Here is a 25208-nt window from a genome sequence, read left to right on the forward strand (position 1 = left end):
AAGTCCGATGACCGATCACCGCTCCGCCCCCGACCCCTACTTCTCCGCCGGCCCGCCGGAGGACGAGCTGGGACGGGTGCCCGAGTGGCTGCGCCGGCCCGAGCCCGAGGTGCCGCCCGGCCGCGCGGACCGCCTGCGGATCGCGCTCGGCGGGCACTCCGGCAAGCTGCTCGGCGGCGTACTCGCGCTGGTGCTGCTCGCGTTCTTCGGGCTCGTCGGGGGCCTCGGCTACCAGGGCTTCCAGCGCTGGCGGGAACCGGCCGCCGAACACCCCACGGTGAGCCTGCCGGTCGGTGAGCAGGCGTCCTCGTCGGCCTCGCCCCCGCCGGCCGCCGGCCCGTTCGACGGCACCCCGGCGGCGGCCTTCCCGGAGGGCGCGGCGGGAATCGCGCTGCCCCGCGCCAAGCGCACCGGCCCGTTCACCGAGAAGCAGGTGGCCGACACGCTGGCCAAGGTACGCAAGGCGCTGATCACCGCCCGGCTGGACCGCACCTTCTTCACCGCGAAGGACCCGGAGCGGCTGGTGCGCCAGTTCGCCCCGGACGCGCGGGCCGGCGTGCGCGACGACTTCCCCACCGGCGAGGCGAGCACCTACGCGACCCGGCTCGCCCCCGGCGCCCGGCTCACCGCCGACCAGCCCCGGGTCAAGGGCCGGATCAGCTACCGGGCGACGAAGGACCGGGACGGCATCCGCATCCTGGAGGTGACCACGAACTTCGTCTGGGCGTACGCGTTCCCCACCACCAGCCCCACGCCGGGCGACGGCGTCGTGGTGGTCCACGACACGGTGAAATGGAGCATCCCGCACCCGGCCGACGTGACCACTGCCTCCGCCGGGCTGTGGATCGAGCGGGCCGACTCGTACGCCTCCAACATCGACTGCGCCGCGCTGGACAAAGGGCTGCTCGCGCTCGGCAAGCAGTCGTTCGGCGGGCCGGCCGACCCGGACCCGGACGCGGTCTTCGACCCGGACAAGACGGTCGATCTGCCGGACACCTGCTGACCGGCGTCAGCGCACCGCGCCGACCACCGCCCACGCACCCGAGCGCATCCGCAGCAGCAGGCCGGCCAGCCGCAGCACCACGAACAGCGTCAGTCCGGCCCAGATCCCGCCCAGCCCGAGGTCGAACCCGTAGGCCAGCCAGATCGCCGGCAGGAACCCGCCGAACGCACACACGATGGTGAGGTTGCGCAGGTAGCGCACGTCGCCCGCGCCGATCAGCACCCCGTCGAGCGCGAACACCACGCCGCCGATCGGCTGGAGCGCCACGAACCACGGCCAGGCCGTCATGGCCTGCTCGCGTACCTGCGGATCGGAGCTGAACCACGACGGCACGACGCCGGCGCCGGCGGCGATGAGCACCGCGAAGGCCACGCCGCACAGCCCGCCGAGCAGCGCGATGCGGCGGGCCAGGAACCGCGCGGCCGCCGCGTCGCCGCCGCCGAGCGCGGCGCCGACCAGCGACTGCGCGGCGATGGCCAGCGCGTCGAGCACCAGCGCGGTGAAGAACCACAGCTGTACGGCGATCTGGTGCGCGCCGACCGCGGCGGCCCCGAAGCGGGCCGCGACGGCTGTGGCGGACAGGAAGCTGGCCTGGAACGCGACGCCCCGCACGAGGAGGTCCCGGCTGAGCACGAGCTGCTGACCGATCACCCGCGGCCGGGGGCGCAGCGAGACCCGCTCCCGCACCAGCGCCGCCGCGAACAGCACCCCGGACAGCGTCTGCGCGATCGCGTTCGCCACCGCCGAGCCGACCAGGCCGAGCCCGGCCGGGTAGACGAGCAGCGGGCAGAGCACCGCGGAGAGCAGGTTCGGGCCGAGCACGAACAGCAGCGGGCGGCGGGTGTCCTGGATGCCGCGCAGCCAGCCGTTGCCGGCGGCGGCGAGCAGCAGGCCGGGCGCGCCGAGAGCCGCGATCCGCAGCCACCCGGCGGCGGCGTCGGCCACCTCGCCGGGGCCGCCGACGAGGGTACGCGCCAGCGCGCCCCCACCGATGCCGATGGCGACCGCCACCAGCACTCCGGTGGCGAGCGCGAGCCAGGACGCCTGGACGCCCTCGGCCACCGCGGCGGCCCGGTCCCCCGCCCCGAAGCGGCGGGCCGAGCGGCCCGTTGTGCCGTACGCGACGACGGTCCCGACCCAGGCGGTGAGCGTCATGACCGTGCCGCCGACGGCGAGCGCGGCCAGCGGCACCCGGCCGAGGTGACCGACCACCGCGGTGTCGACCAGGACGTAGAGCGGCTCGGCGGCCAGCACCACGAGGGCGGGCAGCGCGAGCGCGGCGATCCGCCGCGGCGAGGCGGTGACGGAGGTGGCGGTGGTGCTCATCGCCGCCGATCCTGGCACGCCCCCAGTAAGGCACGCAAGGCAGGCGACTACTTACCCACAGCGGCCGGGAAGCGGGCGGGTTCCCGAGCGGCGGTGACGTCGGCGTCGGGCCGGGGTGTGGTCCTCGGGCCCGGCCGGCGTCACCGCCGGACGGCGTATGTCACTGACGGGTGTCCATCGAGGTCTGCAGCGCGCGGCGCATCTGCTCGCGCGCCTCGTCGGTGGTGGTCTCGGTCTGCGGCTTGCGCTTGCTCGGCATCTCAAGGTCCTTCCAGGGTGCGGACCGCCGGGACGTGGCGGTCCTACGGGCGCCCGGCGCTCCGGATCGGCGCGACAGCGAATCGCGCCGCGACCGGAAGTCGTCGGCGGCTGAGCGCCCGGCAGCGGTCCGGGATCACCGGAGCGGCTCGCCTGGCAGCGGGAGCCCGGGTCGGTCTGACCCTGGAGGGAGGCGAAGCCGGGTGCGGCACCACCGCCCGTGACCAGCGCCGCGAAGCGCCGGTCCCGCACCCAAATTAACGTTCACTTTCCAGATGCTGCCCGCTGTTCCCGAAATGCGGAAAGATCAACGTCGTCGTCCGGTCCGGCGAGGGCGGTCAGCGGGCCAGGAAGTGCCAGCCCAGCCACCACCAGAAGCCGAACAGCCCGATCCGGCCGACCGGCACCGGGCCCACCTCGTACCGCATCACGAACGCGCAGACGTCGGCCAGCGACGGGATCCGCGACCCCTCGCGGCGCGCGGCCCACTCGACCACGGCGAACAGCACGATCGAGACCAGAAACCCGCCGATCGCCAGTGCCCGCATCATCGGCGCACCAGTCCCCAGAACGCGGACAGCCACGCGAACCAGGCCGCCGAGCGGGCCAGGTTGTCCTCCAGCAGCGGATCGGCCAGCCGGGAGAAGGTGGGGAAGTCGTCACCCACCGCCATCACGAACGTCGCCCCCTCGAAGACCCCGAAGACGGTCACCGGGACCAGCCACCAGAGCGCGACCGACGGCAACCGGCGCGGCGCCGGACGCCGGGGCACCCGGTTGCTCAGGCCGACCCAGATCAACCCCCCGCCGGTGGTGAGGATGTAGAGGTTCGCCGCGGTCGAGAAGGACGGCATCTGGCCGCCGACCAGAGAGAGGCAGATCAGCACCGGCACGGAGACGACCGGCCGGTCCCAGGCCCGGGGCGCCTCGACGGTGAGCTCACGGGGATGATCCATCACCCGATTGTCCCCAGCGTGACGCACCGCGGAAAGCCCGGCACGCGTCGTGATCCCCCGAAAACGCGCCGATCGGCTCACAGTTCCGATCGCCGCCGCACCGGATCGACCGGACCAGAAGGACATATCGCTCCAGCCGGGCGCCTCACGCCACGGGGGTCACCGCGCCGGTGGCCAACTCGGCGCGGATCCGTCCGACCACCTCGTCGAGCGCTCCCCGGCCGGTGAAACCGGCGGCGAACCGGTGCCCGCCGCCGCCGAGCGCCACCGCCACCCGGCTCACGTCCACCGCGCCCTTGCTGCGCAGCGACACCGCCCACTCCGCCTCGCCCGACTGCTTCACCACGCAGCTCACGTCCGCCTCGGCGGTGCAGCGCACCGAGTCGATCAGCGCCTCCAGCACGTAGGCGGGCTGGTCGTGGCGGACCAGGTCGTCGCGGGTGGCGTACGTCCAGACGAGGCCGTGCCCGGCGGCGGCCGCCGGTTCCAGCGCGGCCCGGCCCAGCACCTCGCCGAAGAGGCGGACGGCGCCGAACGGGCGGGTGTCGAAGATCCGCCGGGAGATGTCACCGGGCCTGATGCCCGTGGCGATCAGGCGGGCGGCCGTCTCGTGTACGGCCGGTGTGGTCGCCTCGAAGCGGAACGAGCCGGTGTCGGTGGTCAGCGCGACGTACAGCCCGGTCGCGATATCCGCGTCCAGCGTCACGCCGAGCCGGTCCAGCAGCTCCAGCGCGACCACGGAGGTGGCGGCGGCGTGCGGGTCGACCAGGCTGATCCGGCCGAACCCGCTGTTCGAGGCGTGGTGGTCGAGAACGAGCGACGTGCCGGCCGTGTCCAGCCGGTCGGCCAGGTCGCCCAGCCGGGACTCGCTCGCCGCGTCGAAGCAGATCACCAGGTCCGGAGCCGGGTACGCGTCGTCCTGCGGCACCAGCAGGTCCACGCCGGGCATCCACCGGAACGGCTCCGGCACCTCCGGCGGGCCGGGGAAGGTGGCCTGTAGATCGCGTACGCCGAGCCGGCGCAGACCCAGCCCGAAGCCGAGCATGCTGCCCAGCGCGTCCCCGTCCGGGTTCACGTGGCAGATCAGCAGCACCCGCGCGTCGGCGGGGAGATCGCGTACCGCCGCGACGGCGGCCGCCCATGCGGTCTCGGTGGGCCCGGCCGGCGCGCCACCCGCGGCGGCCTCGGTCACCGGCGGTCGCCGGCGCGCGGCTCGTCGTCGCCCTCGTCCTCGGCCGGGGCGTCCTCGTCGTCCTCGTCCTCGTCCCGGTACGGCTGGGCGTCACCCGCGTACGAGGCCTGGGCGGCGAGGCGCTGCACCTCGGCGTCGGCGGTACGTGCGGCGGCGAGCAGGTCGTCGATGTGCTTGACCTGGTCCTGCACGTCGTCGAGGACGAACGTGAGCGTCGGCGAGTGCCGCAGCCCGAGCGCCTTGCCGACGGTGCTGCGCAGCATGCCCTTGGCGCTCTCCAGCGCGGCGGCGGTGCTCGCCTGGGCCGCCGCGTCGCCGAGCACCGTGTAGAAGACAGTGGCGTCGCGCAGGTCGGCGGTGATCCGGGCGTCGGTGATCGTGATCATGCCGAGCCGGGGGTCCTTGATCTGGCTGCGCACCACCGACGCGACAAGTTCCCGGATGCGCTCCGCGTGCCGGCGAACCTTTGCCTGATCCGTCATGTCCCCCACCTCCGGGATCACCTGTACCAATGACGGCGCCGGATCACCAGGCGATCCGGGCCGTCGGCCGGAGACGGCGGGCGCGTGGGCGCCGCCGGGTCCGACCGCCCAACGCTGAAGAACACTACCCGCGCCCGGCCGGGCGTCGCGCGGCACGGCCGGAGTACCGCGCGACGCGCCGTCAGTCGTCCGCGCCGTGCAGACGACGGCGCACCGACAGCAGCTCGGTCTCCGGGCGGGCGGCGACCAGCCGCTCGCAGGAGTCGAGCACCTCACGGACGTGGGCCGGCTCGGCGGCCACCACCGCCACCCCGATCTCGGCCCGGCCGTGCAGGTCCAGCGCCCCCACCTCGGCGGCGGAGACCTCGAACTTGCGCAGCGCGGCGACGATCGGCCGGACGTAGGACCGCTTGGCCTTCAGGGACCGGGAGTCACCCGGGAGCAACAGGTCGAACAGTGCGGTTCCGGTATACACGGCGAGCAACGGTACGCCGGGCGGCGCACCCCGGCACGCGATTAAGGCGCGACAGCCACCAGCACGTCCCGCTCGATCGCCTGGTCGACCCGGTGGGCGAAGTCACCGAAGCCCGGGCCGTCGAGCACGCGCAGCCCGGCGTCGGCCAGCACCGCCTCCGCCTGCGCCCGCGGGGCCACGTGCGTGTTCCAGGACAGGCCGAGCGCCCCGCCCGGGCGCAGCAGCTCCCGCCACACGGGCACGGCGGCGGTGAGCAGCTCCAGCGGACTGCGGGACAACCCGTGGTCGGTACGGCTGCCGTGCGCCACGCCGTACGGCGCGTCGGTGACGATCACGTCCGCACAGCGGGCGCGCAACGCCTCGCGGGCCCGGGTGGTGTCGGTGTGCAGCACAATGACGCGCTGGGTGGCCCCGGCCCGGTGCTCGTCCCGCGACGGCGCGAGCACCGCCTCGAACCGGCGGGCCACCAGCTTGCGGTCCCGGCGCACCGACGTCGAGTCGGTGGTGTGCTTGAGCCGCTTGCGGCGCAGCCAGGTACGCAGGAACGCGGCGTACGCGTCCACGTCCTGACTGTCACGCTCGATGCCGATGCCGTCGTAGCCGTACATCAGGGCCTGGTTGAGCGTGGTGCCCCGGCCGCAGAGCGGATCCAGCACCACCACCGGCCCGTCCAGCATCCGCGGCGCGGCGGCGGAGGCGAGCACTGTGACGTTGAGCAGCAGCCGGGTGAACTGCTCGTTGGTCTTTCCGGCGTACTTGGGAATGGTGATCAGGTCGGAGTCGTACCGGGCCAGCGGGCGCAGCGGCACCGGCCGCAGCAGGTCGTCGCCGACCCGCTCGAACAGCGCGTACGCCGCCGAAAGGTTCGCCAGGTGGGCCAGGTCCCGCTCGCCCAGCCCCGGTTCGGCGGTGGTGAACGTCAGGTACTCCACCCCGCCGATCCCGGTCACCTCTGCGGCGGCCGGTACGACGTCCAGCACGCCGGAACCGGCGAACACGGCCAGCTCGGCGCGGGCCAGCCGGGCCGCCGCGTCGGCGTAGACGCGATTGGCGGAGGGGGCGAGGAGCAGCGCGTACCGGATCACGCCGCAGATTGTCGCAGCCTGAGCAGACGGCGACGGCCGGGGCCCGAAGGCCCCGGCCGCCGGCCGGTCTTACGCGTGGTCGTCAGGCGCGCGGCTTCTCGCGCATCTCGAACGTCTCGATGACGTCGCCGACCTGGACGTTGTTGTAGCCGCCCAGCGTCAGACCACACTCGAAGCCCTCGCGGACCTCGGTCGCGTCGTCCTTGAACCGCTTCAAGGAGCTGATCGTGAGGTTGTCCGCCACGACCGCCCCGTCCCGCAGCAGCCGCGCCTTGGCGTTGCGGCGGATGAGGCCGGACCGGACGATACAGCCGGAGATGTTGCCGATCTTGGACGAGCGGAAGACGTCGCGGATCTCCGCGGTGCCCAGCTCGACCTCCTCGTACTCCGGCTTGAGCAGACCCTTGAGCGCGGCGTCGATCTCCTCGATGGCCTGGTAGATGACGGTGTAGTACCGGATCTCCACGCCCTCGCGGTCGGCCATCTCGCGGACCTTGTTCGAGGCCCGCACGTTGAAGCCGATGATCGTGACCGCCTCGGACGAGGCGCTCGCGAGCATGACGTCGCTCTCGGTGATCGCGCCCACGCCCCGGTGGATGATCCGAAGCTGGACCTCCTCCGGGATGTCGAGGTTGAACAGCGCGTCCTCGAGCGCCTCCACGGAACCGGAGACGTCGCCCTTGAGCACCAGGTTGAGCGAGGTCTTCTCGCCCTCCTTGAGCTGCTCCATGAGCGTCTCGAGAGTGGCCCGGCCACGGGAGTTGGCGAACGACGCCGCCCTCCGCCGTGCCTGACGCTGCTCGGCGATCTGCCGCACGGTGCGGTCGTCCTCGGCGGCCAGGAAGGTGTCACCCGCACCCGGCACCGTGGTCAGACCCAGCACCATGACCGGACGGGCCGGACCAGCCGAATCGACCGGCTTGCCGTTCTCGTCGAGCATGGCCCGGACCCGGCCGTGCGCCCCACCGGCGACGATCGAGTCACCGGCACGCAGGGTGCCCTTCTGCACCAGCACGGTCGCCACCGCGCCACGGCCCTTGTCCAGGTGCGCCTCGATCGCGACACCCTGCGCCGGCCCGTCGATCGGAGCGGTCAGCTCCAGCGACGCGTCGGCGGTCAGCAGCACGGCCTCGAGCAGTTCCTCGATGCCGATACCGGGCTTGGCCGCCACGTTGACGAACATGGTGTCGCCGCCGTACTCCTCGGCGACCAGGCCGTACTCGGTCAGCTGCTGGCGGACCTTGTCCGGGTTCGCCTCGGGCTTGTCGACCTTGTTGACCGCGACCACGATCGGCACGTCCGCCGCCTTGGCGTGGTTGAGCGCCTCGATGGTCTGCGGCATGACGCCGTCGTCGGCCGCGACCACCAGGATCACGATGTCCGTGACCTGGGCACCACGGGCACGCATGGCGGTGAACGCCTCGTGACCCGGGGTGTCGATGAACGTCACCGCGCGGTCCTCGCCCTCGTGCGGGACGTGGACCTGGTAGGCGCCGATGTGCTGGGTGATGCCACCCGCCTCGCCGGCCACCACGTTCGCCTTGCGGATCGCGTCGAGCAGCTTGGTCTTACCGTGGTCGACGTGACCCATGACGGTCACCACCGGCGCACGGCTGACCAGGCGGTCCGCCGCGACCTCGGCGTCGAGGTCGATGTTGAACTGCGCGAGCAGCTCGCGGTCCTCGTCCTCCGGGCTGACGATCTGCACGTCGAAGCCGAGGTGCTCACCCAGCAGCTGCAGGGTCTCGTCGGAGCACGACTGGGTCGCCGTCACCATCTCGCCCAGGTTGAACATCTCCTGGACCAGCGAACCCGGGTTGGCGTTGATCTTGTCGGCGAAGTCCGACAGCGAGGCGCCACGGGACAACCGGACGACCTGACCCTGACCGCGGGGCGCACCCGAGGACATGGTCGGGGCCGACAGGTTGTCGAACTCCTGTCTGCGCTGCTTCTTGGACTTGCGACCGCGGGTCGGCCGGCCGCCGGGACGCCCGAAGGCACCCGCCGCGCCACCGCCACGGCCACGGCCACCGCCGCCGGGACGGCCACCGCCGCCGACCGGGCCACCCGGACGGAAACCACCGCCGGGAGCACCGCCACCGCCGCCGGGACCGCCGCGGTAGCCACCGCCACCGCCGCCGCCACCGGGACCGCCGCGGTAGCCACCGCCACCGCCGCCGCCACCGGGTCCACCACGGTAGCCACCGCCACCGCCGCCGGGACCGCCCGGACGACCGGCGCCTCCACCGGGTCCGCCACGACCGCCACCGGGGCCGCCGGGGCGGCCGGTGGTCGGGCGCTGGCTCGGCATCGAGGCCGGGCTCGGCCGCGGCGGCATCGACGCCGGGCTGGGCCGCGGCGGCATGCCGGCCGGGCTGGGACGGGGACCGCCCGCACCGGCGGCCGGGGGCCGCTGCTGCTGGCCGCCCTGGATGCCGAACGGGTTGTTACCGGCGCCACGCGCCGGCGGACGACCGCCGGGCCGGGCACCGGGGCCCTGACCCTGACCCGGACCGCCGGGACGACCGGCGGCCGGGGAACCCGGACGCGGCGGCATGGCGTTCGGGCCGGGACGCGGACCCGGGCGAGCACCGCCCTCGGCCGGGGGCTCCCGGCGTACGGTCTCGCGCTGCTGCTGACGGGCGGCCTGGGCGGCCTTGACCGCGGCCTCCTGCTCAGCCTTGAGCGCGGCGGCACGCGCCTCGGCGGCCGCCACTTCGATGTCGTGCGCGCTCGCCGGCTTGGCGACCGGAGTCGCCGGCTGCGGCGGGCCGGGGACCGGGCCCTTGGGCTTCGGTCCAGGGGTCGGCGCGGCCGGACGCCGGGGCGGCATCGGCTTGGCCGAGACCCGGGGGGCACCCGGGGTCGGGGTGGGCGTCGGGGTCGGTGCCGGGCCACTGGGCGCGGCAGCCGGCGGGCCGGCAGGCGCCGACGAACCGGCTACGAACGCGCTACGCAGCCGCCGGGCGACAGGCGCCTCGACGGTGCTGGACGCGGACTTCACGAACTCGCCCATTTCCTTGAGCTTGGCGAGAACGGTCTTGCTTTCGACCCCGAGCTCCTTGGCAAGCTCGTGTACGCGGGCCTTTCCTGCCACTGCACTCCTCACTCCGAGGTCGTGCGGGCAGCACCCGCAGCGACCTCACTCCTGCACTTGAAGCCTGGTCATTTCAGGGACTTCATCGTGTGCTCATGTCGGTCGTCCTACCTTGCTAGCGACCCTCGACCGGTCGGGCTTGACCGGTCGTCGGGGGTTGCGCGTCGACGTGCTCCGCAAGCGCACCGTGGTCGGGGACCCCGGTGAGGCGCAGTGCCCGCCCGAAGGCGCGGCGTCGCACCGCCTGCGCGAAGCAGGCCGGATCAGGGTGCATGTTCGCTCCCCGACCCGGCAGTCTGCGGGCCGGATCGGGCCGGAGACTGGTGTGACCAGCCTCGTCACCGATCGCGACGACCCGCAACAACTCGCTGGCCGGCGCTCGTTTCCGGCAGCCCACACAGGTGCGCTCCGGAATCGCGCGTCGTGCCACTGAGTAAGTCTACCCCTAGCCGCCGGAGATCGCGCCGCCCGGCTCCGGGACGTGATCAGCTCCGCCCCGGCTCTGCGGGGCTGCGGTCTCCGCGTCGGACCGGATGTCGATGCGCCAACCGGTCAGACGGGCCGCGAGGCGGGCGTTCTGCCCTTCCCGGCCGATCGCGAGCGAGAGCTGGAAGTCCGGCACGGTCACCCGGGCGGTACGGGAGGCCAGGTCGACCACCTCGACCCGCAGCGCCTTGGCCGGCGACAACGCGTTGCCGACGAAGGTGGCCGGGTCGTCCGACCAGTCGATAATGTCGATCTTCTCGCCGTGCAGCTCGCTCATCACGGCCCGGACCCGCTGGCCCATCGGGCCGATGCAGGCGCCCTTGGCGTTGACGCCGGACGTGGTCGAGCGCACAGCGATCTTCGTACGGTGACCTGCCTCACGCGCGATCGCGCCGATCTCCACGGTGCCGTCGGCGATCTCCGGCACCTCCAGCGCGAACAGCTTCTTCACCAGCGCGGGATGCGACCGGGACAGCGTGATCTGCGGGCCGCGCATTCCCTTGGCGACGTGCACGACCACGCAGCGGATCCGCTCGCCGTGCTCGTACCGCTCGCCGGGGACCTGCTCGGACTGCGGCAGGACGCCCTCCAGCTTGCCCAGGTCGACGCTGACGATGCCCTTCTCCCGGCGGGTCTCGTGCGCCTGCACCACGCCGGTGACCAGGTCACCGTCGCGGCCGACGTACTCGCCGAAGTGCACCTCGTCGGTGGCCTCCCGCAGCCGCTGGAGGATCACCTGCTTGGCGGTCATGGCGGCGATCCGCCCGAAGTCGTGCGGAGTGTCGTCCCACTCCCGGGTCACAGTGCCGTCGGCGTCCAGTTCCTGCGCGTAGACCGAGGCGGCCCCGCTCTTACGGTCGATCTCCACCCGGGCGTGCGGCTCGGCGCCGTCGGTGTGCCGGTAGGCGGTCAGCAGCGCGGTCTCGATCGCCGCGAGGATCGTGTCGAACGGGATCTCCCGCTCGCGCTCCAGGGCGCGCAGCGCCGCGAGGTCGATGTTCACCTCTCCTCGTCCTCCAGATCTTCGTCGTCGTCGGTGTCGTCACCGAAGTCCTCGTCGGCCAGGTCGTCCAGGCGGTTGAACTCCACCTGGACCCGGCCGGGCCCGAGTTCGGCGTACGGGTGTTCGGCGGGGCCGGCGTCGGTCTCCAGCACCACGCGCTCGTCGTCGGCGGCCGTGATCCGGCCGGTGAGCTGGCGGTCCCCCGCGTCGCCGCGGACGGTGACCTTGACCAGCCGCCCGGCGTTGCGCCGCCAGTGCCGGGGCAGGGTGAGCGGGCGGTCCACGCCGGGCGAGCTGACCTCCAGCTGGTACTCGCCGGCCACGATGTCGCCGCCGGCCTCCTCGGCCGCGTCCAGCGCCGCCGAGACCGCGCGGGAGACGTCCGCCACGCCGTCCAGGTTGATCCCGCCGTCGGCGTCCACGATCACCCGGACCACGTGCCGCCGGCCGGCGCGGGAGACGGAGAGGTCCTCCAGGTCGTAACCGGCCGCCGTGACGACCGGTTCGATCACCTCGCGCAGCCGGTTGCGGCGGGCGGCGAGATCGCCGCGGGGTGCGCCGCTCCGGTCCGTGCCGCGGGGGCCGTCGGAGCGGCGGGGCCGCCCGGAGGGCCCCGTCGACCGGGTGGCACGGCCACGCTGCGTCATTGCGCGCACCTCTCCTGCTGTTGCCACGACCCGCGGGCCGTGTTGTCCCTGGCCGGTGCGGGCGATCGGCCCGCCATACCGGCGCGCCACCGGGGCGTCCGCGCCCGGTGGTTGCGCAGAGCGTAACGCTAACGACCGCCGACGGACCCGGCGGCGCACCGAGACCCTGACCCACGAGACGGCGCGAATGGTGTTGACTCTGTCAGGTGGGGATCGGCAGAACACCATCCGACCAGGTCAGAGCGGGGCATTCCCGGCGCTGGCTGCTGCGCGCCGGCGGGCTCGTGGCGCTCGGCGGCGCGACCGCGCCGCTGACCGGTTGTGATCTTTTCGACCGCGACGAGGAGCCACCGGAGCCGGACGCGCTGGAGCCGCTCGTCGCCGAGGCGCTCGCGCTGGAGGCCCGCTACCGGGCCGCCGCCACCGCCGACCCGGCGCTGGCCGGGCGGCTCACCCCGATCGCCGACGCGCACCGGGCGCACGCCGAGGAGCTACGCCGCGTGATCGGCCGGCCGGCGCCCTCCGGCACACCGGCCGCCGGCTCGGCGAGCGCGCCCGCGCCCGACGCCGTGCTCACCGAGCTGCGCCGGGCCGAGCAGGAGGGCCGGACGAACGCGGCCAAGGCGTGCGCGGCAGCGCCGGCCGAGCGGGCCGCGCTGCTCGGCTCGATCGCCGCCGCGCGGGCCACACACGTGGAGGCGCTCAAATGACCAACCCGACGACCGGCCCGGCCTCGGCGCTCGCCGACGCGCTCGCCGCCGAGTACGCGGCGATCTGGGCGTACGGGGTGATCGGTGTGCACCTGACCGAGGCGGCGCGTACGGCGGCCCGTGCCGCCGAGGCGGCCCACCGGTCCCGCCGCGACGCGCTGCTGCTCCAGCTCGCCGAGGGCTCCGGGCAGGTGCCCGCCGACCGGGCCGGGTACGCGCTGCCCTACCCGGTGACGGACCGGGCGAGCGCGCTGCGCCTGGCGGTGGAGATCGAGGAGCGGACGGCCGGGCACTGGCGGGCCGCGCTGCCGCACACCACCGGCGCGGACCGGAACACCGCGCTCGCCGCGCTCACCGACTGCGCGTTGCGCGCCACCCGCTGGCGGCGTACGGCAGGCGTGACGCCGGTCACCGTTCCGTTCCCGGGCCGCCCGGCCTGAGCGCGACGCCGGTCACCCGGCGGAACGCTCCGGTTGCGTAGCGCATACCAGGTATGCATACTCGCGGTCATGTCCATCCGTCACGGCCTGCTCGCCCTGCTCGAACGCGGCCAGATGTACGGCTACCAGCTCCGTGCCGCGTTCGAGGAGTCCACCGGGTCGACCTGGCCGCTGAACATCGGACAGGTCTACACCACGCTGGCGCGGCTGGAACGTGACGGCCTGGTCCGCCCGCTGCCGGAGAACGAGAGCGGGCAGCGGCCGTACGAGATCACCGACGCCGGACGGGCGGACCTGGCGCTGTGGTTCGCCACGCCGATCAGCCGCGCCGACCGGCCGCGCGACGAGCTGTCCATCAAACTGGCGCTGGCGCTGACCACCCCCGGCGTCGACGTGCGGTCGGTGGTGCAGACCCAGCGCACCGCCACCATGCGCGCGCTCCAGGAGTTCACCCGGTTGAAGTACACGAGCGACAAGCCGGAGGATCTACCCTGGCGGCTGGTGCTGGACGCGATGATCTTCCAGACCGAGGCCGAGGTGCGGTGGCTCGACCACTGCGAGACGAGCCTGGTCCGGCACCGCCCGGCGCCGATCCGGGCGGTCGACCACCCCGAGGCGGTGGACCGGGCCGGCGACGAAGCCCGCCGGTGACCCGGCACGGGAGGCGCTGATGGACCCGATCGACGGGGTGCTGGAACTGCGTGACGTACGCCGGACCCACGGCGCCGGTGAGGCCGCCGTGCACGCGCTGCGCGGCGTGAGCCTGACCGTGCGGGCCGGTGAGCTGGTGGCGGTGATGGGCCCCTCCGGGTCCGGCAAGTCCACGCTGCTGGCGCTCGCCGGCGGCCTGGACCGGCCCACCGGCGGCGAGGTGGTGGTCGAGGGCGAGACCCTGGTCGGGCTGTCCGCCCGCGAGCTGGCCCGGCTGCGGCGCCGCCGGATCGGGTACGTCTTCCAGGACCTGAACCTGCTCGGCAGCCTGACCGCCGTGGAGAACGTGGCGCTGCCACTGGAACTGGACGGCACCGGCGTACGGGCGGCCCGCCAGCTGGCGCTGGCCGCGCTGCGCGAGGTCGACCTGGAGGACCTGGCCGACCGCTTCCCGGACCAGATGTCGGGTGGCCAGCAGCAGCGGGTGGCGATCGCCCGGGCCCTCGTCGGCGAACGCCGCCTGGTCCTCGCCGACGAGCCGACCGGCGCGCTGGACTCCCAGACCGGCGAGGCGGTGCTGCACCTGCTGCGCCGCCGGGTGGACGCCGGAGCGGCCGGGGTGCTGGTCACCCACGAGGCCCGGCACGCCGGCTGGGCGGACCGGGTGGTCTTCCTGCGCGACGGGGTGATGGTCGACTCGACCGCCCCGCTGATCGGCGTCGACCACCTGCTCAGCGGCAGCACCCGGTGACCGGCGGCCGCCTCGCCGCCGTACGCGGGTCGTGGCGGACCGCGCTGCGGATCGCCCGCCGGGAGGCCCGGCGGTCCCGGCGGCGCACGCTGCTGGTGCTGGTGATGATCGCGCTGCCGGTGTTCGGCCTCAGCTTCGCCGCGGTCAGCTACGACATGGGGGATCTGACCCGCGCCGAGCGCATCGAGCGCCAGCTCGGCGGCGGCGACGTCGCCCTGCGCTGGGACAGCCTCGCGCCGGTGACGCAGGACGCCTGGGGCGAGTCGGCCTGGCCGGTCCAGGGCGAATGGGTGTCCCGGACCCGCCCGGCGACCGCTGAGGAGGTGCGCGCGCTGCTGCCCGAGGGCAGCCGGCTGGCTCGCACCCGCTGGTGGATGACGTTCTCGACACGGGTGGACCGGCACGTCGAGTCGCTCGAGGCGCGCGCCGTCGACCTGACCGACCCGCTCACCCGGCCGCTGGCCCGGGTACGCGACGGCCGGCCACCGGTACGCCCCGACGAGATCGCGGTCAGCCCGACGGCGCTGCGCCGGCTGGAGACCCGCATCGGCGACCCGGTACGCACGATCGACGGCGCCACGTACCGGGTGGTCGGGGTGGTGGAGTATCCGGACAACCTCCGGGACGTGATCACGCTGCCCGCTGTGACCTCGGAGGGCATGGCCGGCAGCGACACCTGGCTGGTGGACCTGCCCGGCCCGCTGGAACCGGGGCTCGTGGACCGGCTGAACGCGCAGGGCATCCAGGTCGTCGCGCGCAGCCCGCTGCCGGGACGGCAGGAGTTCACCCGCGGCATGTCCGTACCGGACGCCGACGAGGCGGGCGTCGTCGGAGTCGTCGGCGGGCTGGGTCTGCTGGAGGTGGTGCTGCTGGTCGGCCCGGCCTTCGCGGTGAGCGTCCGGCGCCGGCGGCGGGACCTCGCACTCGTCGCGGTGGCCGGTGGCGACGCCTCCCACCTGCGCCGGATCGTGCTCGCCGACGGGGTGGTGCTCGGCGCCGGCGGAGCCGCCCTGGGCATGCTGCTCGGGATCGGGGCGGCGTTCGCCGGCCGGCCGATCGTCGAGCAGTACCTGCTCGGGGAGCGCCTCGGGGCGTACCGGATCTTCCCGGCCGCGCTGGTGGCGATCGCCGCGACGGCGGTGCTGGCCGGGGTGCTCGCGGCGATGGCGCCGGCCTGGGCGGCGGCCCGGCAGGACGTGGCGACCGGCCTGGCAGGCCGGCGCGACGCGACCCGGCCACGCCGCCGCTGGCTGCTGGTCGGGGTGGCGCTCACCGTCGCCGGGACCGCGATCGCCGCGTTCGCCGCCGGCCGCACCTCGCAGACCGGAGTGCTGGCCGGTGTCGCGCTGGGCGAGCTGGGGCTGGTGTTCTGCACCCCGTCGCTCGTCGGCGTGCTGGGCCGGGCCGGACGGCTGCTGCCGCTGACCCCCCGGCTCGCATTGCGCGACGCCAGCCGCAACCGGTCCTCGGCCGCGCCCGCCATCTCCGCGGTGATGGCGGCGGTGGCCGGAAGCGTCGCGCTCGGCGTCTACGTGGCGAGCGACGAGACCCGCTCACGGGCGCTCTGGCAACCCGGCCTGCCGCCGGGGAACGTGCTGCTCACCCACTCCGGTGAGACCCCGGCGGACCCGCCCTCGGCCCAGGTAGTCGCCGGCCGGGCCCGCGCGGTCCTGTCCGACGCCACAGTGGTGTCAGTCGCGATCCCCGGCTGCGCCGGCGACGTCCGGGAGAAGGACGACTGCAGCCCCTACGCGCTCATGCCGCAGGCGCAGCAGTGCCCGTACAGCTCCTCCGACCCGGTCATCCCCGATTCGGCCCGGCGGGATCCGCGCTGCGTGAGCCCCTTCCAGGAGCCCGTCGACGTCTACCTGCCGGCGCTCGTGGACGACGGCGCCGCACTGCCCGCGCTCACCGGCGCGCCGGACGACGAGCTGGCCGCCGCGCGCCGGACGCTCGCCGCCGGGGGCGTGGTGGTCACCGACGCCCGGCGGGTGGTGGACGGGCAGGTCCGGGTAGAGGTCAACTACAACTCCGGCGGCCCGCCCACCGGGCGTCTCCTGCCCGCGTACGCGCTGCGCGGCGGTCTCACAGTCGACCGGCTGGTGCTCTCCCCCGCCGCCGCGGACGCGCTCGGCCTGTCCGCCGTGCCGATGGGTTACCTGCTGGACACCGCCGGCTCGCCCACCGACCGGCAGGTCGAGATGCTGACCGACGAGCTGTTCGACATCGGGCCCATGTCCGCGCAGGTGGCGACCGCCGAGCCGCCGTCGGACCAGCGCTCGATGCTGCTCCTGCTGGCGGTGGCCTCCGGGGTGATCACGCTGGGCGCCGCCGCTGTCGCCACCGGCCTCGCCGCGGCCGAGGGCCGCCGGGACCTGTCCACGCTCGCGGCGGTGGGCGCCGATCCCCGGGTACGCCGCCTGCTGTCGCTCTGCCAGGCCGGAGTCATCGCGGTGCTCGGCTCCGCGCTGGGCATCGTCGCCGGGCTCGGCTCCGCCGTGGTCGTCCTGTCCGCGCTCAACCAGCGGTACGCGGAGTCCTGGCCGGTGCAGCCGCCGTACCCGGTGACAGTACCCGGCGTGACGCTCGCCGCGCTGGTCGTGGTGCCGCTCGTGGCGATGGGCGGCGCAGCGCTGTTCACCCGGTCCCGCCTGCCGATCGAACGCCGGCTCGACTGACCGTCCCGCCATGATCGACACCACTTCCGGCCATGATCGACACCATTCCGCCGGAGTGGCGGTATCGCGGTGGGGTGGATGCCACCACTTCGGCGAAATGGAGTCGACCTTGGGCGGACTGACCGTCCGAGGGATGACGGGGCACCCCGCGGACGGCACACTTGTCGGATGTCAGCCCTGGGAGCCCTCACCCGCCGTCTCGGTCACCAGCGTTGGTTCGGCGCCACCATGCGCCTGCTCGTCCCGGCCGACCGGCTGGTCGGCCGGATGACGAAGGGCCGCGTGGTCGCCTTCGGGCTCGTGCCCACGCTGGTGCTCACCTCCACCGGCCGCCGCTCCGGCAAGCCCCGCAGCAACCCCCTGGTGTACGTCCCGGACGGCGACGCCTACGTGGTGATCGGCTCGAACTGGGGGCAGCAGCACCAGCCGTCCTGGACGTTCAACCTGATGGCCGACCCGGCCGCCGAGGTGGACGTCAAGGGACGCCGGATCCCGGTCACCGCCGAGCAGGTCACCGGCGAGGAACGGGAACGGCTGTTCCAGCGGCTGGTGCAGGAGTGGCCCGCGTACCGCACGTACGTCGAGCGGGCCGGTGGCCGCGAGATCCGCGTGTTCCGGCTGGTCCCGAACGCCTGAGCGCCCTCGCCGCAGACGCGCACAATCCGACATCCGCGCCACCGGGGCGGCCCGGCCCGATCTGGCTAGGGTTGCCGCAGGCGACCTGTCGGAGGTGGACCGTGGCGCTCGACGTGAACGCCGAGCGGCGTCTGGACGACCCGCGATGGCAGGTGGCCGAGCGCGTCGGTGACGCCGTCCTGCGGCGGTTCCCGGCCGATGTGCTGGCGGTCGCCGTACACGGTCCGCTCGCGCACGGCGACGACGACGGCGGCGGGGACCGCGAGGTCGGCCTGCTGGTCGTCACCTACCGGCCCGGCGCCGGACCGCCGCCCGCCACCCGGCGGGTGGACGGGGTGCTCGTCGACCTGACAGTGGCCGGGGCGGACGACTACCTGCGCCGGGCGACGACGATCACGTCCCGCTGGCCCCTGGTCGCGGACCGGTACGTCACCACCCGCGCCCTGCACGATCCGACCGGCTGGCTGCGAAAACTGCGCGACGAGCACCTGGCGCGCCTGGCACGCGCCCGGCCGGCGGAGTTCACCGGCGCCGCGCGGCAGGCGTGGTACCGGGGCAGCGCGGCGCACGCCCGCGCGTTGCGGCTGGCCGAGTGGTACGAGACTGACCAGGCGCTGCTCATGCTCGGCGAGGCGCGGCTGGCCGCCGCGACAGTGCAGGGACTGTTCAGCCGCACCTATTTCCGCGACCCCGGTGACGCGGTGCGGCGTACCGGGCTGGCCGGGGCGGACATGACCGAGGTGGGTGCGGCGCTGACCCGCCAGGCCGAGGAACTGGCCGCCCGGGGGCGGCCGGTCGACGGCACCGTCGACGACCTGCTGGACGGCTGACGGCCCGCCGACGGCCGACCGTCAGCCGATGCCGCCGCCGACGCCGATCAGCGCGCCGATCAGGTAGGTGGCGCCGGCCGCCAGCGCGCCGAGCAGCAACTGCCGCAGACCGGCACGCCACCAGGCGCGGTTGGTGAACCGGGCCACGATCGCACCGGCGACGAAGAGGCCGACGCCGCCGACGCCGAGCGCCAGCCAGAGGCTGGTGAAACCGAGCAGGTACGGCAGCAGCGGCACCAGCGCGCCGATCGAGAAACAGATGAACGACGAGATCGCGGCGGCCCACGGGCTGGGCTGGTCGTCGGGGTCGACGCCCAGCTCCTCCCGTACGTGCACCCGCAGCGCCTCCTCCGGGTTGGCGCGTACCGCCTCGGCGACCTGCGTCGCCAGCTCGCGGGGCAGTCCACGGGCGACCCAGGCGTCGGCCAGTTCCCGGGCCTCGGCCTCCGGGTGGCGTTCCAGCTCGCGTCGCTCCTTGGCCACCTCGGCGGCGACCTGCTCGTTCGCGGACCGGACACTCGTGTACTCGCCGAGGCCCATCGAGATGGCGCCGGCCACCAGGCCGGCCGTGCCGGTGAGCACCACGCTGCGCGGCGACACCCCGCCGCCGCCCACGCCGGCGATCAGTGCGATGTTGGTGACCAGCCCGTCCATCGCGCCGAAGACGGCCGGACGCAGCCAGCCGCCGGAGACGTCCGCGTGGTGCGCCTCGCGCAGTGCCGCAGGGGTGTCGGTCACGGCAGCGTCAGGATCTCGTAGCCGTCGTCGGTGACGACGATGGTGTGCTCGAACTGGGCCGTCCACCGGCGGTCCTTGGTGACCACCGTCCAGCCGTCGTCCCACATGTCGTACTGGTAGGTGCCGAGCGTGATCATCGGCTCGACGGTGAACGTCATGCCGGGCTCCATCACGTCGGTGGGGCGCGGGCTGTCGTAGTGCGGCACGTAGAGGCCACTGTGGAACGCCTCGCCGATGCCGTGCCCGGTGAAGTCGCGGACCACGCCGTAGCCGAAGCGCTTCGCGTACGACTCGATCACCCGGCCGATGACGTTGATCTGCCGCCCCGGCGCGATGGCCTTGATGCCGCGCATCATCGCCGTGTGGGTCCGCTCGACCAGCAGGCGGGCCTCCTCGCTCACCTCGCCCACGCAGAACGTGGCGTCGGTGTCGCCGTGCACGCCGTTCAGGTACGCGGTGACGTCGACGTTGATGATGTCGCCGTCCTGGAGCACCGTGGTGTCCGGGATGCCGTGGCAGATCACCTCGTTGAGGCTGGTGCAGCACGACTTGGGGAAGCCCCGGTAGCCGAGCGTCGACGGGTAGGCGCCGTGGTCGCAGAGGAACTCGTGCACCACCCTGTCGATCTCGTCGGTGGTCACCCCGGGCTTGCAGTGCTCACCGGCGAGCTGGGTGGCCTGGGCGGCGAGACGCCCCGCGACGCGCATCTTCTCGATGGTCTCCGGCGTCTGCACGTGCGATCCGCGCCACTCCTGGGGGCGCTTCTTACCCACGTACTCCGGGCGCGGGATGTGGGCGGGGACCGCTCGCCACGGGGAGAGCGTGCCGGGGGTCAGCGGCGCACGGACGGTCATGACGCAAGCCTATCGCCGGGACCGGTGTGCCCCTCGCCACAGGCCCGCCGGGCAGGTTGTTGCCGTGCCGCAAACGCTGTGCCATTGTTGCTCCGTGGATCAAGGGGGCGCGGCGCCCGTCTTCTCCGTGACGGCGCAGGCCGACGGCGACCAACTGCGCGTCCAGGTGACCGGCGAGGTCGACATGGCGACCGCCGACACCATGTTCCAGACCGCGCTCCGCGAGCCCGCCAAGCGGCTCACGCTCGACCTGCGGGCGGTCACCTTCTTCGACTCGGCCGCCATCCACGCGGTGGTCCGGCTCGCCCAGCGGTTCCCGGACGCGTTGACCGTGCTGCCGTCGCCGCAGGTCCGGCGCGTGCTGGACATCTCCGGCCTCGGCGACCAGGACTGGCTCGCCGGCTAGATCGAGGGCTGCTCCCCGCGTGAACGCCGTCGACGCGGGACAGCGGGCAGCCCGGCCCGTCACTACGGTGCGGAGGATGGACAGCTCCCATCCGTCGATGGCCGGTGTCGTGCACGAGGCGCCCGGCTCGACCGTACGACTGCGCCCGGTGGCCGAGGACGATCTCGCGATGCTGCGCCGGTTCGCTGTCGAACCCGGGCTGATCGGCCTCGACTGGGCCGGCTTCCAGGACGCCGCCGCGCCGGCCCGCCGCTTCGCCGAGGACGGCTATCTCGGCGACCGGAGCGGTGGCCTGATCGTCCAGGTCGAGCCCCCGGACGCGCCGGTCGGTTACCTCAGCTACCTGCAGCGCGAGAGCGGGCGGGCACCGTACTGGGAGATCGGGATCGTGCTGCTGCCCGAGTGGCGCGGCCGGGGTCTCGGCTGGCGAGCGCAGGCGCTGCTCTGCGACTACCTGTTCAGCCACACCCCGGCGCAGCGCATCCAGGCCGGCACCCATCCCGAGAACGCCGCCGAGCAGCGGTCGCTGGAGAAGGCCGGCTTCCAACTGGAGGGAGTTCTGCGGTCCTGCGAGTTCCGGGCCGGCGCCTGGCGCGACGGGTGGCTCTACAGCCGGCTGCGCGACGACCCGTCGCCGCTGTGACCGGCCGCCTCAGCGTCCCGAGGGCGGCGCCTGATCGGCCAGCCGGCGGCGCAGCGTCAGCTCGGTGCCGTTCGCGGAACGGGTCACGTTCATCTCCCCCAGCGCCTGGATCAGCGCCAGCCCGCGCCCCCGGAAGGTCGACCCGCTCGACTCCCGCCAGCGTCCGCTGTCCCGGATGGTCGCGGTGACCGTACGGTCGGCGATCGTCACCTCGACCTCGATCGTCGGGTCCACCGGGTCGACCGGGTGCTCGATCGCGTTCGCCGCCGCCTCGGAGACCGCCACGGTCAGGTCGAACAGGTCGGTCTCGCCGACCTGGTGGGCGACGAGGAAGTCCTCCAGCCGCTTGCGGAGCACGCTGAGCCGGGTCGGGTCGGCGGGCAGGCGCAGCGCGAACCGGTTCAGTTCGGCCGCCTCCAGCGCGAGCACCGCCACGTCGTCGTGCCGGGACCGCTCGGCCACCCGGGCCATGACGGCGTCGACCAGGTCCGCCACGTGCCCGGCGCGCGCCGTCGCGTCGGCCCGCAACTGGCCCAGCCCGGCGTCGATGCCCGCGGACCGGTCCTCGATCAGGCCGTCGGTGTAGAGCAGGAGCCGGTTGCCCGGCGCGAGTTCGCCCTCGGCGGCCGGGTAGACGGCGCCGGGGATCGCCCCGATCGGCGGTCCGAGAGCCCGATCGTGCAGGAACGCCACGTCGTCTCCTCGGATCAGCAGGGGTGACGGATGACCCGCGCTCGCGTACCGGATCCTGCCCGTGCGCGGGGAGAAGCCGAGGCAGACCACAGTGGCGAAGGAGCCGCTGCCGGCGGAGTGGACCAGCCGGTTGAGCCGGGTCAGCGCCTCGCCCGGGTCGTAGCCCTCCAGGACGTACGCCCGAAGCGCGTTGCGGAGCTGGCCCATCGCCGCGGCGGCCCGCACGCCCTTGCCCACCACGTCGCCGATGACCAGCACCAGGTCGTCGTCGGCGGTGGCCATCACGTCGTACCAGTCGCCGCCGACCTCCACGTCGGCGCTGCCTGGCAGGTAGCGGCTGGCCACCACCGCGCCGGGCAACTGCGGCAGCGTACGCGGCAGCAGGCTGTGCTGGAGTGTGGTCGCGATGTGGTGCTCGGCCTCGTAGAGCTGGGCGTTCTCCAGCCGTACGCCGATCAGCCGGGCCAGTTCGGTGAGCGCCGCCTCCTCGGTGCCGCCGCCCTCGCGGCGCCACACCCGCAGCTCGCCGAGCTGCTCGCCGGCGGTGCCGGTGAGCGGCAGCACCACTGTCGGCTCGGCGGGCAGGTCGCCGCCGGCGTCCTCCTCGTGGCGGGCTCCGGTGGCGGTTACCCGGACCCGTCCGGCCTCGGCCAGGCGCAGCGCGTGCCGGGCGGCCACCCGGACCACCTCGGCGGTGGACCGGGCGGTGTTGATCTCCACTGCGGCGTCGGCGAGTGCCCGCAGCCGGCGGATGATCTGCCCGCGCAACTGGCCCAGCTCGACGTTGGCCCGGACCCGGGCCACCAGCTCCTGGCTGGAGAAGGGCTTGGTCAGGTAGTCGTCGGCGCCGGTGGACAGACCCGCGACCTCCTCGGCGGCGCCGGCCCGTGCGGAGAGCAGCACGATCGGCACGTGCCGGGTAGCCGGCTCGGCCCGCAGCGCGGCGACCAGCCCGAAGCCGTCCAGCCGGGGCATCATCACGTCGGTCAGCACCAGGTCGAACGGGGTCTCGACGGCCAGCCGCAGCGCCTCCACGCCGTCCGGCACGGCCACCACCTCGTACGCCGGGGACAGCAGCCGGACGACGTGCTCGCGCAGGTCGGAGTTGTCGTCGGCGAACAGGATGCGACCGGACCCACCCGGCGCGCCGGACGCCTCCGGCAGCCCGGTGGGGCGGGCCACCTCGTCGGTCCAGAGCGCCGTCTCGGCGACGTACAGGCGGGCCTGCTCCGGTTCGGTCAGCGGGACCGGCGACAGGGCGGCCACCCGGTCGGCGGGCAGGTGCGCGTACCCGAAGGGCATGGTCACGGTGAACGTGGTGCCCCGGTCCACGACGCTGTGCGCGGTCACCGTGCCGCCGTGCATCTCGACCAGCTCGCGGACCAGGGCGAGCCCGATGCCGGTGCCCTCGTGGGTACGCGAGCGGGCGCCGGCCACCCGGTGGAACCGCTCGAAGACCTGCGGCAGTTCCTCCGGCGCGATGCCGACGCCGGTGTCGGCCACCTCCAGGACGGCGGCGCCGTCGTCCGCGCGGACCCGGACCCGGATCTCGCCGTCGAACGTGAACTTGACCGCGTTCGACAGCAGGTTGAGGACGATCTTCTCCCACATGTCCCGGTCGACGTAGACCGGCGCGGGCAGCGGCGGGCAGTCCACCACCAGGCGCAGCCCGGCCCGCTCGGTGGCCGAGCGGAACGTGCTGGCCAGCCGGGAGGTGTAGTCGGACAGGTCGGTGGGCTGGTAGCGGGCGGCCAGCCGGCCGGACTCCAGCCGGGAGAAGTCGAGCACCGTGTTGACCAGCTTGAGCAAGCGCAGCCCGTTGCGGTGCATGACGGTGAGCCGGTCGAGATACCGCTCGGGCAGCTCCCGGTCGGCGAGCATCTCCTCCATCGGCCCGAGGACCAGCGTGAGCGGGGTCCGGAACTCGTGGCTGACGTTGGCGAAGAAGTTGGTCTTGGCGCGGTCCAGCGCGGCCAGCTCGGCGGCGCGGGCGCGTTCCTGCTCGTACGCCCGCTGCTTGCCCACCGCCCGGGACACCTGTGCGGCGACCAGGTCGACGAAGTCGCGGTAGTCGTCGGTGAACGGCAGCCGGCGCGACACCCCGAGCAGCAGCGCGCCGGCCGGCTCGTTCGTGGCGGTCAGCGGCAGCAGGAGCGCCTGGCCGGCGGCGTCCGGCGGCACCGCGCCCGGCAGGTCGGCGGTGGCGATCCAGCGCGGCTCGGTGAACGGCTCGCCCTCGGGCAGGCCGGGCGGCGGATCGGCGACGGTGGCCGGATCCACGCCGGAGCAGCCGCCCGGCACGAGTGTGCCGCGCTCGTCGGCGAACCACAGCGCGCTGAACGGCACGTCGGCGCGGTGGGCGTCGAGCACCCGGGCGACGGCCTGGCCCAGTTCGAGCATGCCGGGTACATCGCCCAGCTCGTTGCCCAGCTCGGCGAGGGCGCGCAGCCGGCGCTCGCCGAGCACCCGGCCGGTGGTCTCGTTGACGAAGCAGAACAGACCGCCGACGGTGCCGTCGGCGCTGCGGATCGGGTCGTACGAGACGTCGAAGTAGACGTCCTCCAGGAAACCGTGGCGGTCGAGCACGAAGGGGTGGTTCTCGCCCCGGTACGGCACGCCGGTGCGGCGCACGCCGTCCAGCAGCGGGCCGAGCACGTCCCAGGTCTCCGCCCAGTGCAGCCGGGCGGGCTGCCCGATCACGGCCGGGTGCTTGTCGCCGATGGTCGGCCGGTAGGCGTCGTTGTAGAAGGCCAGGTGCTCCTCGCCCCAGAAGACGACCATCTGGGCGCGGGACGACAGCATCGTGCTCACGGCGTGGCACAGCGCCGCGGGCCAGCGGTCCGGGCTGCCGAGAGCGGTGGTGGACCAGTCGAAGCCGCGCAGCCGGCCGCCCATCTCACCGCCGGCGGCGAACGCCGCGGCGAGCAGTGGCGGTAGGGACGCCTCGCCGGCCGCCGGGGACGAACGACCGTCCTCCCCGCCCCCGTGGGCCGAGCTCATGCAGCCTCCCGCTCCGGCCATGATCATGACGGCCGGCGATTCTCCGCCGACCGTCCCCGCCTACTACCCCGACGGACGAGCAACGTAACGCACCCGCACCGTTCGACGCTGCTTACCTCCGCCTCATCCTGGCGTAACCGACGCTCCGGGGCGACTCGGGCGGTCCTCG

Annotated in this window: 23 protein-coding genes and 1 pseudogene; 10 read left to right on the forward strand and 14 right to left on the reverse strand. The window is 74.0% G+C overall.

What is annotated here, in order from left to right; translation table 11 throughout:
- Positions 1–7 precede the first annotated feature (7 nt).
- Positions 8–1003 carry a hypothetical protein gene (locus IF06_RS0107605; protein WP_030269835.1) on the forward strand — a complete coding sequence of 332 codons (996 nt, stop codon included), beginning with the start codon at positions 8–10 and terminating at the stop codon, positions 1001–1003.
- A 6-nt stretch (positions 1004–1009) separates the two neighbouring features.
- On the opposite strand, the gene IF06_RS0107610 is transcribed toward IF06_RS0107605, so the two are convergent.
- The 11 genes and pseudogenes from IF06_RS0107610 to rimP all read right to left on the reverse strand — a co-directional run bounded on the left by IF06_RS0107610 (position 1010) and on the right by rimP (position 12009).
- On the reverse strand, positions 1010–2329 hold the full coding sequence (locus IF06_RS0107610; protein WP_013284674.1) for an MATE family efflux transporter: 1320 nt from the start codon (positions 2327–2329) through the stop codon (positions 1010–1012).
- Positions 2330–2925: 596 nt separating this feature from the next.
- Entirely contained in the window at positions 2926–3135 is a 210-nt protein-coding gene (locus IF06_RS0107620) for a DUF6186 family protein (protein WP_030269837.1), read from the reverse strand.
- A complete protein-coding gene (locus IF06_RS0107625) occupies positions 3135–3542 on the reverse strand; it encodes a hypothetical protein (RefSeq protein WP_013284671.1) in 408 nt (135 codons plus the stop codon). The genes IF06_RS0107620 and IF06_RS0107625 overlap by 1 nt, the downstream gene beginning before the upstream one ends.
- A gap of 145 nt (positions 3543–3687) precedes the next feature.
- On the reverse strand, positions 3688–4734 hold the full coding sequence (locus IF06_RS0107630) for a DHH family phosphoesterase (RefSeq protein ID WP_013284670.1): 1047 nt from the start codon (positions 4732–4734) through the stop codon (positions 3688–3690).
- Positions 4731–5216, reverse strand: coding sequence for a 30S ribosome-binding factor RbfA (rbfA, locus tag IF06_RS0107635; protein WP_013284669.1), 486 nt, complete (start codon positions 5214–5216; stop codon positions 4731–4733). The genes IF06_RS0107630 and rbfA overlap by 4 nt, the downstream gene beginning before the upstream one ends.
- A 181-nt stretch (positions 5217–5397) precedes the next feature.
- Positions 5398–5691: a DUF503 domain-containing protein gene (locus IF06_RS0107640; protein ID WP_013284668.1), complete on the reverse strand. Its 294-nt coding sequence runs from the start codon at positions 5689–5691 to the stop codon at positions 5398–5400.
- A 41-nt stretch (positions 5692–5732) separates the two neighbouring features.
- Complete coding sequence (locus tag IF06_RS0107645) at positions 5733–6776, reverse strand: TRM11 family SAM-dependent methyltransferase (RefSeq protein ID WP_013284667.1); 1044 nt, start codon at positions 6774–6776, stop codon at positions 5733–5735.
- Between the two features lie 82 nt (positions 6777–6858).
- A complete protein-coding gene (gene infB / locus IF06_RS0107650) occupies positions 6859–9873 on the reverse strand; it encodes a translation initiation factor IF-2 (protein WP_030269840.1) in 3015 nt (1004 codons plus the stop codon).
- A 93-nt stretch (positions 9874–9966) separates the two neighbouring features.
- A pseudogene (locus IF06_RS33020) lies at positions 9967–10303 on the reverse strand (YlxR family protein).
- A gap of 15 nt (positions 10304–10318) precedes the next feature.
- The gene (gene nusA / locus IF06_RS0107655; protein WP_013284665.1) at positions 10319–11362 is read right to left on the reverse strand and encodes a transcription termination factor NusA; all 1044 of its coding nucleotides are present in this window, start codon (positions 11360–11362) and stop codon (positions 10319–10321) included.
- On the reverse strand, positions 11359–12009 hold the full coding sequence (rimP, locus tag IF06_RS0107660; protein ID WP_013474433.1) for a ribosome maturation factor RimP: 651 nt from the start codon (positions 12007–12009) through the stop codon (positions 11359–11361). The genes nusA and rimP overlap by 4 nt, the downstream gene beginning before the upstream one ends.
- A 263-nt stretch (positions 12010–12272) precedes the next feature.
- On the opposite strand from rimP, the gene IF06_RS0107665 reads away from it, so the two are divergent.
- From IF06_RS0107665 to IF06_RS0107695, 7 genes are all read left to right on the forward strand, one after another.
- Positions 12273–12719: a hypothetical protein gene (locus IF06_RS0107665; RefSeq protein WP_030269842.1), complete on the forward strand. Its 447-nt coding sequence runs from the start codon at positions 12273–12275 to the stop codon at positions 12717–12719.
- A complete protein-coding gene (locus IF06_RS0107670) occupies positions 12716–13159 on the forward strand; it encodes a ferritin-like domain-containing protein (RefSeq protein ID WP_013284662.1) in 444 nt (147 codons plus the stop codon). Before IF06_RS0107665 ends, IF06_RS0107670 begins: the two co-directional genes overlap by 4 nt.
- Positions 13160–13228: 69 nt before the next feature.
- Positions 13229–13810, forward strand: a complete 582-nt coding sequence (locus IF06_RS0107675; RefSeq protein WP_013284661.1) for a PadR family transcriptional regulator — start codon at positions 13229–13231, stop codon at positions 13808–13810.
- A gap of 19 nt (positions 13811–13829) precedes the next feature.
- The gene (locus tag IF06_RS0107680) at positions 13830–14561 is read left to right on the forward strand and encodes an ABC transporter ATP-binding protein (protein ID WP_013284660.1); all 732 of its coding nucleotides are present in this window, start codon (positions 13830–13832) and stop codon (positions 14559–14561) included.
- The gene (locus IF06_RS0107685) at positions 14558–17239 is read left to right on the forward strand and encodes an ABC transporter permease (RefSeq protein ID WP_030269844.1); all 2682 of its coding nucleotides are present in this window, start codon (positions 14558–14560) and stop codon (positions 17237–17239) included. Before IF06_RS0107680 ends, IF06_RS0107685 begins: the two co-directional genes overlap by 4 nt.
- Before the next feature lie 168 nt (positions 17240–17407).
- Positions 17408–17875: a nitroreductase family deazaflavin-dependent oxidoreductase gene (locus IF06_RS0107690; protein WP_013284658.1), complete on the forward strand. Its 468-nt coding sequence runs from the start codon at positions 17408–17410 to the stop codon at positions 17873–17875.
- Between the two features lie 101 nt (positions 17876–17976).
- Complete coding sequence (locus IF06_RS0107695) at positions 17977–18705, forward strand: hypothetical protein (RefSeq protein WP_030269847.1); 729 nt, start codon at positions 17977–17979, stop codon at positions 18703–18705.
- 21 nt (positions 18706–18726) lie between these two features.
- On the opposite strand, the gene IF06_RS0107700 is transcribed toward IF06_RS0107695, so the two are convergent.
- On the reverse strand, positions 18727–19443 hold the full coding sequence (locus IF06_RS0107700) for a VIT1/CCC1 transporter family protein (RefSeq protein ID WP_013284653.1): 717 nt from the start codon (positions 19441–19443) through the stop codon (positions 18727–18729).
- Positions 19440–20297, reverse strand: coding sequence for a type I methionyl aminopeptidase (gene map, locus IF06_RS0107705; RefSeq protein WP_030269849.1), 858 nt, complete (start codon positions 20295–20297; stop codon positions 19440–19442). Before map ends, IF06_RS0107700 begins: the two co-directional genes overlap by 4 nt.
- A 94-nt stretch (positions 20298–20391) precedes the next feature.
- On the opposite strand from map, the gene IF06_RS0107710 reads away from it, so the two are divergent.
- Together IF06_RS0107710 and IF06_RS0107715 are read left to right on the forward strand one after the other, a co-directional pair.
- On the forward strand, positions 20392–20703 hold the full coding sequence (locus tag IF06_RS0107710; protein ID WP_030269851.1) for an STAS domain-containing protein: 312 nt from the start codon (positions 20392–20394) through the stop codon (positions 20701–20703).
- Positions 20704–20779: 76 nt separating this feature from the next.
- Positions 20780–21346 (forward strand): GNAT family N-acetyltransferase, encoded by a 567-nt coding sequence (locus IF06_RS0107715; protein WP_013474428.1) that lies wholly within the window; start codon positions 20780–20782, stop codon positions 21344–21346.
- A gap of 9 nt (positions 21347–21355) precedes the next feature.
- On the opposite strand, the gene IF06_RS0107720 is transcribed toward IF06_RS0107715, so the two are convergent.
- Positions 21356–25039 (reverse strand): SpoIIE family protein phosphatase, encoded by a 3684-nt coding sequence (locus IF06_RS0107720; RefSeq protein WP_030269853.1) that lies wholly within the window; start codon positions 25037–25039, stop codon positions 21356–21358.
- Positions 25040–25208 lie beyond the last annotated feature (169 nt).

The organism is Micromonospora globosa (genome assembly GCF_000717585.1).
GTDB lineage: Bacteria > Actinomycetota > Actinomycetes > Mycobacteriales > Micromonosporaceae > Micromonospora > Micromonospora aurantiaca.